Annotated in this window: 11 protein-coding genes; all 11 read right to left on the bottom strand. The window is 43.7% G+C overall.

The features are described 5' to 3' along the window. Positions 1-67: 67 nt before the first annotated feature. On the bottom strand, positions 68-1276 hold the full coding sequence (locus DXX92_RS13280) for an amidase family protein (RefSeq protein WP_245961481.1): 1209 nt from the start codon (positions 1274-1276) through the stop codon (positions 68-70). A 471-nt stretch (positions 1277-1747) separates the two neighbouring features. Then, entirely contained in the window at positions 1748-2395 is a 648-nt protein-coding gene (locus DXX92_RS13285; protein WP_116000882.1) for a TetR/AcrR family transcriptional regulator, read from the bottom strand. 210 nt (positions 2396-2605) lie between these two features. Then, entirely contained in the window at positions 2606-4120 is a 1515-nt protein-coding gene (gene purF, locus DXX92_RS13290; RefSeq protein ID WP_116000883.1) for an amidophosphoribosyltransferase, read from the bottom strand. Between the two features lie 37 nt (positions 4121-4157). Next, a complete protein-coding gene (locus DXX92_RS13295; RefSeq protein WP_116000884.1) occupies positions 4158-4640 on the bottom strand; it encodes a CvpA family protein in 483 nt (160 codons plus the stop codon). Between the two features lie 272 nt (positions 4641-4912). Next, the gene (locus tag DXX92_RS13305; protein ID WP_116002429.1) at positions 4913-5599 is read right to left on the bottom strand and encodes an SPOR domain-containing protein; all 687 of its coding nucleotides are present in this window, start codon (positions 5597-5599) and stop codon (positions 4913-4915) included. Positions 5600-5670: 71 nt separating this feature from the next. Beyond that, the gene (gene folC, locus DXX92_RS13310) at positions 5671-6960 is read right to left on the bottom strand and encodes a bifunctional tetrahydrofolate synthase/dihydrofolate synthase (protein ID WP_116000886.1); all 1290 of its coding nucleotides are present in this window, start codon (positions 6958-6960) and stop codon (positions 5671-5673) included. A gap of 164 nt (positions 6961-7124) precedes the next feature. Beyond that, positions 7125-8033, bottom strand: a complete 909-nt coding sequence (accD, locus tag DXX92_RS13315) for an acetyl-CoA carboxylase, carboxyltransferase subunit beta (protein WP_116000887.1) — start codon at positions 8031-8033, stop codon at positions 7125-7127. A gap of 303 nt (positions 8034-8336) precedes the next feature. After that, a complete protein-coding gene (gene truA, locus DXX92_RS13320; protein ID WP_116000888.1) occupies positions 8337-9122 on the bottom strand; it encodes a tRNA pseudouridine(38-40) synthase TruA in 786 nt (261 codons plus the stop codon). A 159-nt stretch (positions 9123-9281) separates the two neighbouring features. Continuing rightward, the gene (locus DXX92_RS13325; RefSeq protein ID WP_116000889.1) at positions 9282-13136 is read right to left on the bottom strand and encodes a FimV/HubP family polar landmark protein; all 3855 of its coding nucleotides are present in this window, start codon (positions 13134-13136) and stop codon (positions 9282-9284) included. A 266-nt stretch (positions 13137-13402) separates the two neighbouring features. Continuing rightward, positions 13403-14419 (bottom strand): aspartate-semialdehyde dehydrogenase, encoded by a 1017-nt coding sequence (locus DXX92_RS13330; protein WP_116000890.1) that lies wholly within the window; start codon positions 14417-14419, stop codon positions 13403-13405. Between the two features lie 47 nt (positions 14420-14466). Further along, the gene (locus DXX92_RS13335; RefSeq protein ID WP_116000891.1) at positions 14467-15624 is read right to left on the bottom strand and encodes a 4-phosphoerythronate dehydrogenase; all 1158 of its coding nucleotides are present in this window, start codon (positions 15622-15624) and stop codon (positions 14467-14469) included. Positions 15625-15896: the final 272 nt, after the last annotated feature.

Raw genomic sequence — 15896 nt, forward strand, 5'->3', positions numbered from 1 at the left:
GCCTTAAGCTCAAAACCTTAAGCTCAAACCTTAAGCTAGTACCTTGAACTAGCTAGCTTGACTGGCCTTACTTACTAAGATCGCAAGCAAGGTTGAGTAATGTTCGATCGCTATTGGCTGCCATAAGTAGCGAATAGCCATAAGGTGCTAACGATTCACTATCGTTTTGCGCAGGCAAATTACTATCGACTGGTATAGATATATCAGGCAAGTGCACCTGCGCAGCGCCAGACAATCCAGCCATGGCTGTTAACGTGAGTATTTTTGCGCGCAACGCACTGGTGTCAGCGCCAAGCTTGGGAGCCACCGTAGGTGTTGTCGGTAAAAATAGCGCACTGCTTGACGTTAGCTGTTGCATCACCTTTTGCCAGCGTTGTTGCACCTTCTTAGCTTGCGCTTCTTCAGCTGCCGTTAGCGCTAGCGCCATTTCAAAGCGCGCACTTATTGCTGGTGCGAAATGAGCACTAAAATCAGGCGATAAACTCGTTAGCCATTGTTCATGTGTACGAGCGATTTCGCGCCCTTGTAAAATGCGAAAAGCATCGGCAAGCTCGTCCAATATGCCTGTATCGGCAATATCAAATTCCCGAACCTTGGCAAAATAAGGGACAATTTCATCTAACTTATTACTGAGCGCGTTCGCTAGCTCTGGCTCAACCAAATCGAAAAGTGACTGACAAACCAACAACTCTTCCACTTTATAAATAGGCTGCTTGGGCAACAAAACATTGCCAACCATAGACAGTAACTCTGCGCTATTGGTTAGCCAGCCTGTCGTGTCAAATGCTGGCGCCAGAGGTAATAAGCCCTGAACGCTAATAACACCATGACTTGGGCGAATGCCATATAAGCCACAATAGCTGGCTGGCACGCGAATAGAGCCGCCAGTATCAGTACCTAAACCGATATCCGCTAAATCAGCCGCAATGGCTGCCGCAGAGCCCATGCTGGAGCCGCCACAGCTATGACCTGCTAGTTTCGGGTTTTGAGCAGCGCCGTAATGATGGTTATTTCCCTCTAGGCTATACGCTAATTCATCAGTATGCGTAAAACCAACAAACTGACAGGCTTGCATCATCAACTTATTCACACTATCGGAAGTTTCTGTTGCCGCTAGCGCTTGGCGAAACCACTCTGGGTTACCAGCGCTATTTTTATGTCCCTGAACCGTAAATAAGTCTTTAACGGCAAGGCGTAATCCAGCCAGCTCCCCTTTATCACGCGCTTGCCAACCTTTGGGGCCATGATTGCAGAAAATTGCCGAGTCCTGCTTCACTGTAATGTTATTCCTTTTATTTTTCTTTTAATGAACTTTTACCGCAGTGCTTATACCTGCAACTTGCTACCTGCTATCAGCTTAACGCGTTTAAGTTTGGTAGAAGTGGAGTAAAATAAATTATTAACTAGCTGGCCTTATTGGCCAGCCTAGCGTTTATATCGACTAAGTACTGCAAGTCTAGTGCCATAAAACGACATTCTTATCCGATCGGTCAAGATTAGGGGCGTAATGAAAATTTACCCTAAAACCCACTGAGAAAAAACAACCAATTTACGTGTTTTTACTCACCAATTTGGTGCTTTTGCACCTTAATGATCAGATTTTTTGAAACTTGTCGTTTAAGAGTAATGCCTAGCGTATAGGTCACAAGAGGATTTGATTTATGAGGGAAAAGGCTATATGAGCAACTAAAATCATAAAGCGCCCACTAGTGGCGCTTTTGCATTTTTTTTTGAATTTGTTGAATTTTTATACCGAGTCAGGCATTGCTAAACCAATGCCGTTAATAATGATTTTGGCGACAGAAGCGGTTATCTCATCAATATCACTTTCTTCGTATTCAAGCTTGTTTTGCAACAGCAAAACCTCTGCTTGGAAGTCGGCATAATATTGTGTGCTTGCCCAGATGGTAAACAATAAATGTACGGGGTTAACTGCCTGCATTTTACCGGCATCTATCCATGCTTGAAAAAGCTGACACTTAGCACGGAACCAAGGGCGGTTTTTATCTCGCATGTAGTCTTGCAAACAAGGAGCGCCACGAAGGATCTCTGAAGCGAACAAACGAGACTGCATGGGTTGATGAATCGATAAGGCAATTTTACTGCGAATATAGTGATACAGCACTTGCGCCGGGTCATCATCAACGCTGGCGTTATCTAAGCCGATATTCCAGGTTTCAATAATGCCATTGAGCACTTCTTCATAAAGATTGTCTTTATTTTTAAAGTAATAAAGCACATTGGCTTTGGCTACCCCTGCTTCGCTGGCAATCATGCTCATGCTGGCACCGTCGTAACCCGATTGCGAAAACAGTTTTTCTGCAGCAGCGAGAATTAGCTGCTGATTCTTTAATCGAGTAACTTCCTTTTTATTTTGCTTTTCTCGAATTGTCATTATTAGCTTTGTATTCTCTTTTCTTTTTAAAATGTAGCGTTATTGCTCTTGCTTTCTTAACCATTTGGTCAAGCAAAATTCTCGCCATATTTAAATAGTATCATATATGTGGGATAAGTGATTGCCCACACGTAACATAAACACCATATAGGCCGATGCTAAAACGGCCCAAAAATGGGCCGCTTTTTCTAAATTTCACACCATAGAGTGCTACGCACCTTCGTTATGAAGATCAATAATTGAATCGGCGTTTTTATCCGTTTGCTCTTTGCTTTCGTTATTGCGCGCCGCATCTAACTTTTCCAAATAGCCTTGGTCAATATCATTGGTAATATACTTACCATCGAATACTGAGGTCTCAAAACGTTTTACTTCTGGATTAAAAGTACGGGCAGCCGCGACCAAGTCTTCAATATCTTGGAAGATCAGCTCGTCAGCGCCGATAAGCTGACAAATATCGTCCACTTCACGACCATGAGCAATCAACTCATTGGCACTTGGCATATCAATACCGTAAACATTCGGGAAACGAATTTCAGGGGCAGCTGAAGCAAAGTAAACCTTCTTAGCACCAGCAGCACGTGCCATTTCAATAATTTGCTCTGACGTTGTACCACGTACTACAGAGTCATCTACCAATAAGACATTTTTGCCTTTAAATTCAGCACTAATAGCGTTGAGCTTTTGGCGGACAGATTTTTTACGCATTTCTTGGCCAGGCATAATAAAGGTACGACCGATATAGCGGTTTTTCACAAAGCCTTGGCGATATGGGATATCAAGTTGCTGGGCAATTTGCAGGGCGATATCACATGAGGTTTCAGGGATCGGAATAACCACATCAACATCAAGATCGTCCCATTCACGGGCAATTTTTTCACCCAGCTTTTTGCCCATTTCAACGCGGGTTGCATAAACCGACATTTTATCAATGGTTGAATCTGGGCGGGCAAAATAGACAAACTCAAAAATACATGGGCTATAAGTTGGTGCGTCCGCACATTGCTGGCTATACATTTTACCGTCTTCGGTAAAGTAAATCGCTTCACCTGGTGCAACGTCGCGAACAAACTCAAAATCACAAGCATCTAATGCTACTGATTCTGAGGCAACCATGTACTCAACACCCTGCTCAGTTTCACGCTTACCAAAGACCAATGGACGAATACCGTTAGGGTCGCGAAATGCCACCATGCCGTGGCCAATGATCAATGCCACTGTCGCGTATGCACCACGAATTCGTTTGTGAACATTGTTGACCGCTTGGAAAATATCTTCAGGGGTTAATTTTAACGCCTGAGTTTGCGCTAATTCATGGCCTAGAATGTTAAGTAGTAATTCTGAATCTGAAGTGGTGTTAACGTGGCGGCGAGCGGTTTCAAATAGCCAAGTTTTTAGTTCGTCAAAGTTGGTGAGGTTACCGTTGTGGGCAAGAGCAATGCCGAAGGGAGAGTTAGCATAAAAGGGTTGGGCTTCTGAGGAACTTGAAGTGCCTGCGGTGGGGTAGCGAATATGCCCGATGCCGATGTTGCCTTGGAGTCGGTGCATATGCCGTGTGTGAAACACATCCTTGACCAACCCATTTGCTTTTCGTAAACGAAACATATTGTCATTAATGGTGACAATACCAGCAGCATCCTGTCCCCGATGCTGCAACACCGTTAACCCATCATATAAAGACTGATTGACAGCTGAATTACCAACTATACCAACAATACCACACATAAACCTGTTCTCCGACGAGTGTGTTTTACCAAGTGAATTAAGTTAAAAAACTTGAAGATTGCTTGAGGTACTCAAAAAACCACTCTATCACTAAGGTAAACTCTGGGATCAGGGTCGAACTTTGCCACCACGGCGTAGACGACGAAGCCGTAAATGCGTCCATAAAGAACAACAAGGCACTGACAATTAACACCCCTCGCAATCCACCAAATGCCAAGCCAAGCACGCGATCAGTACCAGACAAACCAGTTTTTTGCACCAGCTGACTAACAACATAATTGACTAAGGCACCAAGAATTAAGGTGGAAATAAAGAGAATAGCGATAGCTGCGGCGTTGCGCAGGAGGTGTTCAGAGATATTAGTGAGTAAGGCAGCGAGGTTAGGATAAAAAGAGCTGGCGATAAAGAAGGCGCCAATCCATACCACAAGTGAGATCGCTTCTTTAACAAATCCACGAACCAAACTAATTAAGGTTGATATGCCAATAATAGCTAGAATGGCATAGTCTATCCAAACCATATGCTGAGTAATCTCAAGAAATTAGTGGCGCGCATTCTAACAGATGAACACCAGTGATAATATATTTTTATTTATTTAACCTTATGTTTGGATAAAAAATAGTGTGTCATCAATAAAAGCATACACTTAAATTTATCATTTCCTTCTAGCGAGAAATTTTTGCTGATATCAAGGAAAATTTGCGCGTCAATAGCTAGCCTATTGCAAGTAAATTTAACGCTGACAGCAGTAAAAATAGCAGCTAGAAGCACATTAGTCATCCAATTCTAAGGTTATTTAGTCACTTTAAATTTGGCAATTCTGCCTTGCACGCTGGTTAAGCTTTTCAACTTAGGGATGGCTTTTTCAAGCTCTGCTTTGTGCAAGTTAGGGCCAATAATCACTTTCGTTAATGTACCTTTTTGCGTTTTAATTGGCTGGGTAAAGGCGTTGTAACCAGCACCTTTTAGTTTTGCCATTAAATCGTCGACATTCTTTTTATGTTTAAAGCTACCCAAGTGAATCACCCATGCGTACTGGTCTTTCTTCACAGGTGGCAATTTAGGCGTTGATTTAGGCATTTCTTTAGATACTGCCGAGGCATTCATCGCAATCTTAGCTTCTTTCTTGGCGGGCGTTGCTACCGTTGTGTTGTTCTTACTAACCTGCGACGTATTTGAATCACTCTCAATGCCGTTAATCGCTTGCTCGGTATTGGCTGTATCTAGGGTTGCCTGGGTTACTAGCTGCTCATCTATCGGCTCTTCATCGCTAATATTCGGCTTAGGGATTGCAGCCAGTTTTTCTTCAGGGAAGGCTTTATGTGCTATTGCACCCTCAAATTTTGGCGCTTGCGGGATCGCCTCAAAATCAGCCTGATAGCTTTCTTTCTCACCATCAAGAATATCCGGCAAGAAAATGATCAGTGCTGCTGCAACGATTATCGTGCCAACCAATCTATTTTGAAACGGGGTAGACAAGCGCAACTCCTCTGGCTAATTCAACAACTCTTATCGATTGTCTGCTTTTAATCAATCACCACTGCTTCGATTTAACCAACCAATGATGGCCTTATTTCAGCAACAGTAAAAAAGGAACCAAACACTAATACCAACTCATCAGCATTAGCCTCGTTTTTTGCCATTGTAAAGGCATGTTCAACATTGTCAAAACAATTACCTGTTAGCGCAAGTTCATCAACTAAGCTGTTGATTTCTTGAGTGCTTGCTGCTCGTGGGCCAGACAATGACGCAAAGTACCAAGCATCAACACTTGTGGTCAGCTCTGCTAGTGTTGCACTGATATCTTTATCTTTTAGCATACCAACGACAGCATGTACTTTGCGATAACCAAGGCGGTTAATCGTTTGCGCTAGATGTTTTGCCGCGTGAGGGTTATGCGCGACATCAAGCATAATATCGCCTTTGAAATCATCATCCTCCTTGCCCTTAAACACCTCTGTACGCCCTGCCACTTTGGTTTGTGCGATAACTTGATTGATCCGCCCAACATTAAGCTCGACATTTAGCTCTGTCAGCACCATTAGCCCTGTCGCAACATTATCTAGCGGAATATGTGGTAATTGCAGGTCGTCATAAACGCTGTCAGCGCTAATTTGCTGCCATCGCCAGCAGTTTTCCTGTTTGCTGATATCAAACGCTACACCTCGGGCAAGTAGCTCAGCGCCAATATCCTCGGCATGCTTAGCCACGGATACAGGCATATCAGGCTCACCAACAATCGCAGGTTTATTGCTGCGGAAAATGCCCGCTTTTTCAAAGCCAATGGCTTCGCGTGTGTTCCCCAAAAATGCTTGATGGTCTAAATCTACAGAAGTCACCACAGCAATATCGGCATCTATCATGTTAGTCGCATCAAGACGACCACCTAAACCCACTTCCAAAATAATGTAACTTGGCTGTTGTTGCTGCAAAATAAGCAAGCCCGCTAAAGTGGTAAACTCATAGTAAGTGAGGGAAATTTCCGCGCGTGCTTGCTCCACCGCGGTTAATGCTGCGATCCAAGGTTGATCGTCAACATCGAATTTATTGATGCGCAAACGCTCATTAAAGCGCTCTATATGGGGTGAAGAGTATACGGCGACTTGCTGTTGCAGACTCAGTAAATAGTTCTCGATAAAGGCGCAAGTGGTTCCTTTGCCATTGGTGCCAGCAACGGTGATCACTTTGGCGAAGCTTAAATCGATGTTGAGGCGCTCAGCTACTTGGCTAATACGGTCAAGTCCAAGATCTATCTCTTGGTTGTGAATGGTTTCTAAATAACAAAGCCATTGTGACAACGACCAGTTATCACAATGGCTTTCAGATGTGTTTTCGCTCATTTGTTAAGGCTATTAATATCTGAGGTATTTCAATACCGCTACCTTAGCATGCCCTGCTGGCAAGTTGAATCAAGCTACAGAGCAAATCAGCTATTTAGTATAATTGTGTTAGCAAAAAGCGTTAGCAAAAAGCGTTAGCAAAACAGTTTTTGTAAAACTACGAGTTACTCAGCTTCCGGCTCTTCAATTTTAGGCTGCTCTACAGAGCTACTATCAGCTTGTTCAAGGCTTGGCTGCCCCGTAAATTTCGCCAACATACGGCCCAAAGTTGCACGCATTTCACGGCGATCAACAATCATGTCAATCGCGCCCTTCTCCAATAAGAATTCGCTGCGTTGGAATCCCTCAGGTAGCTTTTCGCGTACCGTTTGTTCGATAACACGCGGGCCTGCAAAACCAATTAGTGCTTTCGGCTCAGCAACATTAATATCGCCTAGCATTGCTAAACTTGCCGATACACCGCCCATGGTTGGGTCAGTCAGTACAGACACATAAGGTAAGCCTTTCTCGCTCATTTTGGCCAATGCGGCACTGGTTTTCGCCATCTGCATTAACGAGAACAATGCCTCTTGCATACGTGCGCCGCCACTGGCAGAAAAACAAATCAGCGGCAGATTGTGCTCTAAACAGTACTCTGCTGCTTGCACAAAACGAGCACCAACAACGGATGCCATTGAGCCGCCAAGGAAAGAGAATTCAAATGCGGCAGCAACGACAGGCATGCCATTAAGCTCACCACGCATGACCACTAATGCATCTTTCTCACCTGTTGATTTTTGCGCCGATGAAATACGATCTTTATAACGCTTAGAGTCTTTAAACTTAAGAATATCTTGTGGCTCTAGCTCTGCACCAATTTCAACGCGCTCGCCTTGGTCGAGGAAGCTTTCAATGCGTTTGCGCGCCGAGATGCGCATATGGTGATCACACTTTGGACAAACAAACTGCTGACGCTCTACTTCAGCTTTATACAGTACGGCGTTACAAGCACTACATTTTGTCCACACGCCTTCTGGAATGTTTCTTTTTTGTGTTCCCTTTGCTTTTGGGAGAATCTTTTCTATCCAGCTCATAAATTAACTGTGCCTATTGCAATGAAATCAGGACGGTTGGTCGCACGGCAGTTTGCCTATGCTGAGTTAACCGATAGTTAACCAATTTTGCACCAAGCGCCTATAAATAACTAGTGAATCGCAGGATTAAACCATAGAATCATGCAGATAGTTATAAAAAACTGGTCTGGTTTGTTAGACAAATAGCGGTTTTTATCCTAGCTAACGCTTGAATATGCTTTACTGTGCCAATAAAGCTCGCTTTAAGTGCTCGCCAGCAAGCAGTCCCGTAAGTAATAGCCCAGCAAGTATTAGTGGATATGGTTAATCTGGCAAAAAGAGTGGCCCAAGTGGGCGCTTTGGAATAGCAAACTGCTCAGGATAATCCACGTCCACAAAGTATAAGCCACCAGCATTTGCCGTCATGCCAGCGACACAACGATTTTTAGCCGCCAGCACTTCTGCTATCCAATCAATGGTTTCTAAGCCGCGACCGACACGCATTAAACTACCGGCAATATTGCGGATCATATGATGCAGAAATGCATTGCCTTTTACGTCTAACACCAGAAAATCACCGACCCGCGTAACATTGCAATGGTACAGAGTACGCACGGGTGAATTGGCTTGACAATGTACAGTGCGGAACGAAGTAAAGTCATTCTCGCCAACCAATACTTGCGCCGCTTGATGCATCGCTTTTTCATCCAACGGATGGTGACAAAAGGTAACACCGGTTGAAAGAATTGCAGGTCTAAATGGCGAATTATTGATGACATAGCGATAGCGTCTCGCGGTTGCGCTAAATCTGGCATGAAAATCTTCATCGACCGCTTTAACCCAACGCACAGCGATATCTTTTGGTAAGTTAGTGTTCACCCCGAGCGTCCAAGCAACATCTTTTCGAGTTTTGCTTGTATCAAAATGAATCACTTGATTGGTGGCATTAACCCCGGTATCGGTGCGACCTGCGCAAACGACTTCTATTGGTTCATCGGCGATACGTGACAACGCTTTTTCTAGTGTTTCTTGCACACTAGGTGAGTGATTCTGTTTTTGCCAACCACAATATTTTGTGCCGTCGTATTCTATACCGAGCGCGTACCGCATACTTGCCTCCAAATAATTTGGCGCGCATTATCCTAGATTTAAAAGCTGATTGCCATAGCGGATAACCCTTTGCCAAAGACATAAAAAAGTCGCTTTTTATTGAGCGACTTCTTTTCGTTGGCTGTCCGCACTAAATAGCATTAATCAGCGGTTAGCCCATTATTTGAGGTTTTCCAACAATTGCTGTGCCTCGTATTGCTGTTGAGCATCACCGTTATCAACGACATCCATTAGGATGACTTCTGCATTTTCATTGTCGCCAATTTCTAAATAGACCTTAGCGAGATCTAATTTAGCGGCAATTCCGTTATCGTCATCATCAACGTCAATATCATTTACGTCGTTGGTAAATTCGGGGAATTCATTTAAGCCAACGTCGATATTAGTTTTTTGATATGGCTCACTCGAGCTTGGCTGCAAGCTGTCAGATAACAGAGAATCAACGGAAACAAAGTCATCGTCCTTATTTTCATTTGATTGTGACGTTTGACTTGTATCATCAAGCAGATCAATTTCTAACTCATTCTCCAGCTCATTTGCTAACGGGTTATCATGTGCTGAGCTCTCTTCAATCACAAGTTCATCGCCAATATCTAACTCATCAGATAAATCAAAGCCACTGTCGTCATCAGATGATGTTGACTCTTCTTCAATATTGGCCAGTAGTTCATCAAAGTCTAAGCTATCAAGCTCTTGAATATCTTCTATTTCATTCGCTTCTGTGACTTCTTCTCGTTCAGCTTCGCCTTCAGCTAACAAATCGGCAAGTACATTGCTGTCAGTAAAGTCCGGCGATAGTTCTACCGTCGCATCAACGTCTTTTTCGTCATTAAGCAATTCTGACAGGGTTGATTCATCAAAATCAGTTGCTAAATCCGCAGTTATATCATCTTGGCTATCTTGCAATACTTCAGTATTTTCTATTTCCAGCAAGTCATCAGTAGCTGCTTCAAGCTCTGCATCTAAATCAGAACGCTCAGTTTCTGCCGCTAAATCACTGGTTTCAATACCTGATAACAAGTCATCACCAATATCTAGCTCATCTTCAGCTTGTTCTTCATCAAGATCCGCCTGAACATCGGCAATGAGGTTGTCGATATCAATGTCATCTGACATTTCATCTGAAACTTCGTCTGCTTCAGCTTGCACTTCAGGCTCTGGCTCTGTCACCTCTGGTTGAGCTTCATCTGCCGTGTTATTAGTAGCAGTAGGCTCCGACATAGCATCAGCTTGACTTTCAGTAGCAATACCAGCATCAGTATCATCACCAAGCATGTCGCTAAAGTCAGCATTTAAAAATGGTGCTACATACTCTTCGGTAAATGCCTCTATTTGCGCGTGATGTTCAGATAGCTCTTCTTCATCTGAATCTAACAATTGGTCGATATCAGCAGCATCGTTTACATCAATATTTTCTGCCAGTTGATCGGCCGCTAATTCAGCGTCGCCAGCATCAGAGTCTGCACCACTATCACCCGTTTCACCGTTAATACTGTTAAGCAATGCGTCAATATCGTCCGGATCGGTGATCTCCATATCACTGTCATCAACTTGTGATACTTGCTGAGTCTCACTGTCGCCATTAATGCTGTCTAAAAGTGCATCAATATCGTCAGGGTCGGTAACATCAGCGCCATCTGGAATCTCATCAGCAGCATTTGCTTCGGTTGCTTCTGGCGCAGCTGGTGCATCGCCATTAATTCTATCTAAAAGTGCATCAATATCGTCAGGGTCGGTAACATCAGCGCCATCTGGAATCTCATCAGCTGCACTTGCTTCGGTTGCTTCTGGCGCAGCTAGTGTATCGCCATTAATACTATCTAAAAGTGAATCAATATCGTCAGGGTCGGTAACATCAGCGCCATCAGGAATTTCATCTGCAGCACTTGCCTCAGTCGCTTCTGGCTTGTCTGGTGTATCACCATCAAGACTATCGCTGTTTATGCTATCAAGTAACGCATCAATATCATCTGGGTCGGTAACATCAGCGCCGTCTGGAATCTCATCAGCAGCACTTGCCTCGGGCGCAGCTGGTGTATCACCATTAATGCTATCTAAAAGTGCATCAATATCATCAGGATCGGTAACATCAGCGCCATCTGGAATCTCATCAGCGGCACTTGCTTCGATTGCTTCTGGGGCAGCTGGAGCATCGTCATTAATACTATCTAAAAGCGCATCAATATCGTCTGGGTCGGTAACATCAGCGCCATCTGGAATCTCATCAGCAGCACTTGCCTCCGGCGTAGCTGGTGCACCGTCACCGATACTATCTAAAAGCGCATCAATATCATCAGGGTCGGTAACATCAGCGCCATCTGGAATCTCATCAGCAGCACTTGCTTCGGTTGCTTCTGGGGCAGCTGGTGCATCGTCATTAATACTATCTAATAGCGCATCAATATCGTCTGGGTCGGTAACATCAGCGCCGTCTGGAATCTCATCAGCGGCACTTGCTTCGGTTGCCTCGGTCGTAGCAGGTGCATCGGCATCAGCAACATCATCAGTAGCACCAGAAAGTAATGCGTCAAGATCATCTTGTCCCAGTTCACCATCAGCTAACGGCTCACTACCTTCTTCTAGAGCAACTAGATCGTCAGCTTCATCTTCAGCTGAGCTTTCATCATCAGCGCCAAGCCCCGAAAGCAGATCGTCAAGGTCACTTTGATCTAATTGACCACCATCAAGTGCCTCACCTTCCTCTTCTGCCTTACTATCTGCGTCGCCGTCCTCGCTAGTGTCATCACCCGAAAGCAGATCATCTAGCATGCTTTGATCGAGCTCACCACTTTCTAGCGGCTCACTTTCTTCTTCAACTTTATCCAAGTCATCATCAAGCGAAATATCTTCTAGGTCATCTAGTTCATCTAGCTCATCGTCTAAATGAATAACTTCATCGCTTAAATCATCATCAAGCAAGTCATCACCAAGATCGTCGATATCATCAGAGAATAAATCATCTGTTTCATCGTCCGACTCAGTTAGATCAATGGAAAGCTCATCATCAAGCGACAGCTCGCCATCAAGCGATAAGTCTTCCTCTATTGCTTCACTTGCCACTTCTTGCGCTGGAGCTTCTGGTGGCGTTGCTGGTTTTTCCAGCGTCATTTCTTCCACTGGCTGTTCTTTTGCTTGCTTTTTGCGGCCAATAAAGAAGGCAATTACGCCAGCGATTAATAGCGCTGGCAAAGTACCCATTAGCACTTTGAACCACAAGCTCGACATCCAATTTTGCTGCTCAAGCTCGGCTTGCTGCTTTTCTAGCAACAATTGGCGTTCGCGCTCTTCAGCTTTTGCTAACAACTCTTTTTGCAGCTGCAGCATACTGTCCATTTGCGCCTTAACTTCTTGCCCTTTTGCCACTTCACCTTGCATTAAGGTTAATTGGTCGTTGAAGTTAGCAAGTCGCTGACGCAGCGCCTCATTTTCTTGTAAAATCGCTTGAAGGCCATCAATCGAGTCTAAAACATCACGTTGAATAGTATCGAGTTTTTGACGCTGCTCGGTGTCATAGGTTTGTAGTTGTTGATTAATTTCGCCTTTAGCTGCGTCTAGGTCTTTCTTTTTAACAACCAATTCTTCCGGTTTGATTGGCACCACTGGCTCAGCTTTTTTGGCAATTTTTCCTTGCCACTTTTTGTCGTCGCTTACCGCACTATTTTTGGCGATATAAGGGTCAATCAGACGAATTTTTTCAATGGGTGGAACTAGTAAATACTGGCCATTAATTAAGTGGTTACGGTTGTTATCGGCAAAGGCATTTGGGTTCATCTCATACAAGGCTTGCATGACTTGATAAACCGTCACTGAAGGGTCTGGTCGGATCGCTAACGCGATTTTCCATAGTGTATCGCTGCTAGTTATAGGACCATAGCGGTCATGAGGAAAAACATCTGTGCTTTTGGGCCCGCGAATTCGAATTCCGGCATCTTGTGCTGAAACCGAAGGCGTACTCGCCAATAAAAGTCCAACGATTAACACCTGCAATAAGCACAGGCTAAGTAAGCGCAGCATTAAGTCTTTCCTAATTATTCTAATAAATTGCCAAAAAACTGGCGGTTACACCCAGCTAGAGCAAAGCAAAGTTTATTCCAAGTCTCGGCTAACGTCCATGCTAGCGATAAATAGATATGCGTAGCAAGCGGTAAAACCCTGTCCTTGATCAAGAAATTAATCACTTTCTGCCAAGAACAGTGTAAATAAACGGCAACAAAAAAAGGGTTAACCGCTAATGTTAACGGCTAACCCCTCTATTTCTTTACGAATTTTTATAATGTGTATTACAAGTATTCTTTAATTAATAACTCAGCAATTTGAATACTGTTTGTTGCCGCCCCTTTGCGCACATTGTCTGCCACAACCCATAAGTTAATACCATTCGGGTGGCTAATATCTTCGCGAATACGGCCAACAAAAGTTTCGTCTTTGCCGCTCGCATCACCAATTTGTGTTGGGAAGTCTTGATCGTCTTCACATAACACCACACCCGGAGCTTGGCTTAACAAAGCTTTTACTTCTTCAGTTGAAGTTTGTGTGCGCGTTTCAATATGAATAGCTTCGGCATGGCCATAGAATACTGGTACACGTACAGCGGTTGGGTTAACCAAAATATTTTCATCACCAAAAATCTTTTTAGTCTCCCACACCATTTTCATTTCTTCTTTGGTGTAACCATTATCTTGGAACACATCAATTTGCGGGATCACGTTAAAGGCAATTTGACGTGAGAAGCTTTTACTTTCAACCGGCTTACCACTTAACAGGTCAGCACATTGCTTAGCTAACTCATCCATTGCTTCCTTACCAGCACCAGAAACTGATTGATAAGTACAAACATTGATACGATCAATACCAACAGCGTCTTGAATTGGTTTTAACGCCACCATCATCTGAATGGTTGAACAGTTCGGGTTAGCAATAATATTGCGATTGCGGTAATCAGCTAGTGCACCAGGGTTTACTTCTGGTACAACTAACGGAATGTCTGGCTCGTAACGAAATTCTGACGTGTTATCAATCACGATACAGCCTGCATCGCCTGCCATTGGGGCATATTTTGCTGACGTAGCACCACCTGCTGAGAAGAAACCAATTTGCGCTTGGCTCCAATCAAAATTGTCAGCATCAAGCACTTCAATGCTTTCACCGTTAAATTCAATAAACTGACCAGCAGAGCGCGCACTCGCAAGTGGATAGAGTTTGTTTACGGGAAAGTCACGTTGTTCAAGAATTTCAATAATGGTTTTACCCACGAGTCCCGTTGCACCAAGTACACATACATCATATTTTTGCGCCATGCTATTTTTCTTCCTCTATCTTACGTTTATCTTATTTTTACTAATCTTTAGGCGTTATCAGCCAGCCTATTAAAGCCCAGTTGAACCAGCGTATTCAATGAGCTGTTTTCGCCTGAAATTGCCAACGAAGAAAATTCCCGACGAACTGGGTAATTCTTTCGGATATGGTCAAAGCCAAAGCGAGAGAGTTGTTGACGAAAGATGCCATCGTCACGCCTGACATCGTATACCATTTTTACCAACTGGTTTAGCAATATTTCATCAAATTCCTGATTTCTTTTGCCATCTGTATTTAATTTAACACTGCCGATATTTGGCTTAGGTAAAAAGTCGGCTAACTGCTTATTACCTTCAATTTGTAGCATTTGACATACTGCCTGATACAACATTTGTGTACCACGAGCTTTTCCTTCTAAGCTATAACCAGCAATATGGGCACTTGCCAAATCAGTAAAAGGGATAAGTTCTGTTAACACATTTGGCTCGCCTTCCCAAACATCCATCACTAAGGTGAGCCCATGGCCTTGCTGTTTGAGTGCTAATAACGCTTGGTTATCAATCACCTCACCACGACAAGCGTTAATAAGAATTTGCTGCTCGTTAAAAGCATGCAATTTTGCTTCATCAAGCAAATGAAAGGTTGGGTGTTCGCCACTGCGAGTCAGCGGCACGTGCAGTGACACAATATCGCAGGCTAACGCCTCGTCTAATGAGACAAACTCGCGATTATCGCCAGCATCCGCCAATAGCGGATCGCACAACTTATAATGAATCCCCAACGCAGTAAGCTTTTCAGTAAGCCTAGAGCCGGTATTACCAGCCCCGACAATGCCAACCGATTTATCAGATAATGACAATTGGTAGCGCTCGGCGAGCACCACCAAGCTACTGATCACAAATTCCGCAACGGAAATAGCGTTGCAGCCAGGTGCCGATGAAAACTTAATGTCACGCTCAGCTAAGTATTTCTGATCAACATGGTCAACGCCAATGGTTGCAGTACCGACAAACTTTAATTGCTGGGCATCAGCAAGCAATGCCTCATTCACTTTGGTGATCGAGCGAACAAGTAACACATCCGCATCAATCAACTGCTGAGCATTTAGCTCGCGGCCTTTAAATGGGACCAGTTGATGTTGCTCGCCACCAAGCTCGGAAAAAAACTCACGTGCGAACGGCATATTTTCATCGAAGAATATTTTCATAATTTGTCACAAGTACATTAAATACGGTAATCGCGGCATTCTACCCCAAATAAAGTGGTTGCAGTTTGATTTAACTTGTTAATTCTTTTAACTAATCTACTAACTATGCACTATTGAGTTCACCTGCAATCAGAAGTAACGACTAAATTATTGTTTTTACTAGTTTAAAAATAACAAACCTAAATTATTCAACATTTTTTTGCGCTTTAGACAGCGCTTTCTAATTTACTTTTTTATTATCTCAATCGTACTCAACCAAGGAGATAGAAATC

This window comes from Thalassotalea euphylliae (assembly GCF_003390395.1).
Taxonomy (GTDB): Bacteria; Pseudomonadota; Gammaproteobacteria; order Enterobacterales; family Alteromonadaceae; genus Thalassotalea_F; species Thalassotalea_F euphylliae_C.

Coding starts and splice junctions, on each gene's coding strand:
- DXX92_RS13285 (WP_116000882.1), bottom strand. CDS start 2,395: ATGACAATTCGAGAAAAGCAAAATAAAAAGGAAGTTACTCGATTAAAG.
- purF (WP_116000883.1), bottom strand. CDS start 4,120: ATGTGTGGTATTGTTGGTATAGTTGGTAATTCAGCTGTCAATCAGTCT.
- DXX92_RS13295 (WP_116000884.1), bottom strand. CDS start 4,640: ATGGTTTGGATAGACTATGCCATTCTAGCTATTATTGGCATATCAACC.
- folC (WP_116000886.1), bottom strand. CDS start 6,960: ATGAGCGAAAACACATCTGAAAGCCATTGTGATAACTGGTCGTTGTCA.
- accD (WP_116000887.1), bottom strand. CDS start 8,033: ATGAGCTGGATAGAAAAGATTCTCCCAAAAGCAAAGGGAACACAAAAA.
- truA (WP_116000888.1), bottom strand. CDS start 9,122: ATGCGGTACGCGCTCGGTATAGAATACGACGGCACAAAATATTGTGGT.
- DXX92_RS13325 (WP_116000889.1), bottom strand. CDS start 13,136: ATGCTGCGCTTACTTAGCCTGTGCTTATTGCAGGTGTTAATCGTTGGA.
- DXX92_RS13330 (WP_116000890.1), bottom strand. CDS start 14,419: ATGGCGCAAAAATATGATGTATGTGTACTTGGTGCAACGGGACTCGTG.
- DXX92_RS13335 (WP_116000891.1), bottom strand. CDS start 15,624: ATGAAAATATTCTTCGATGAAAATATGCCGTTCGCACGTGAGTTTTTT.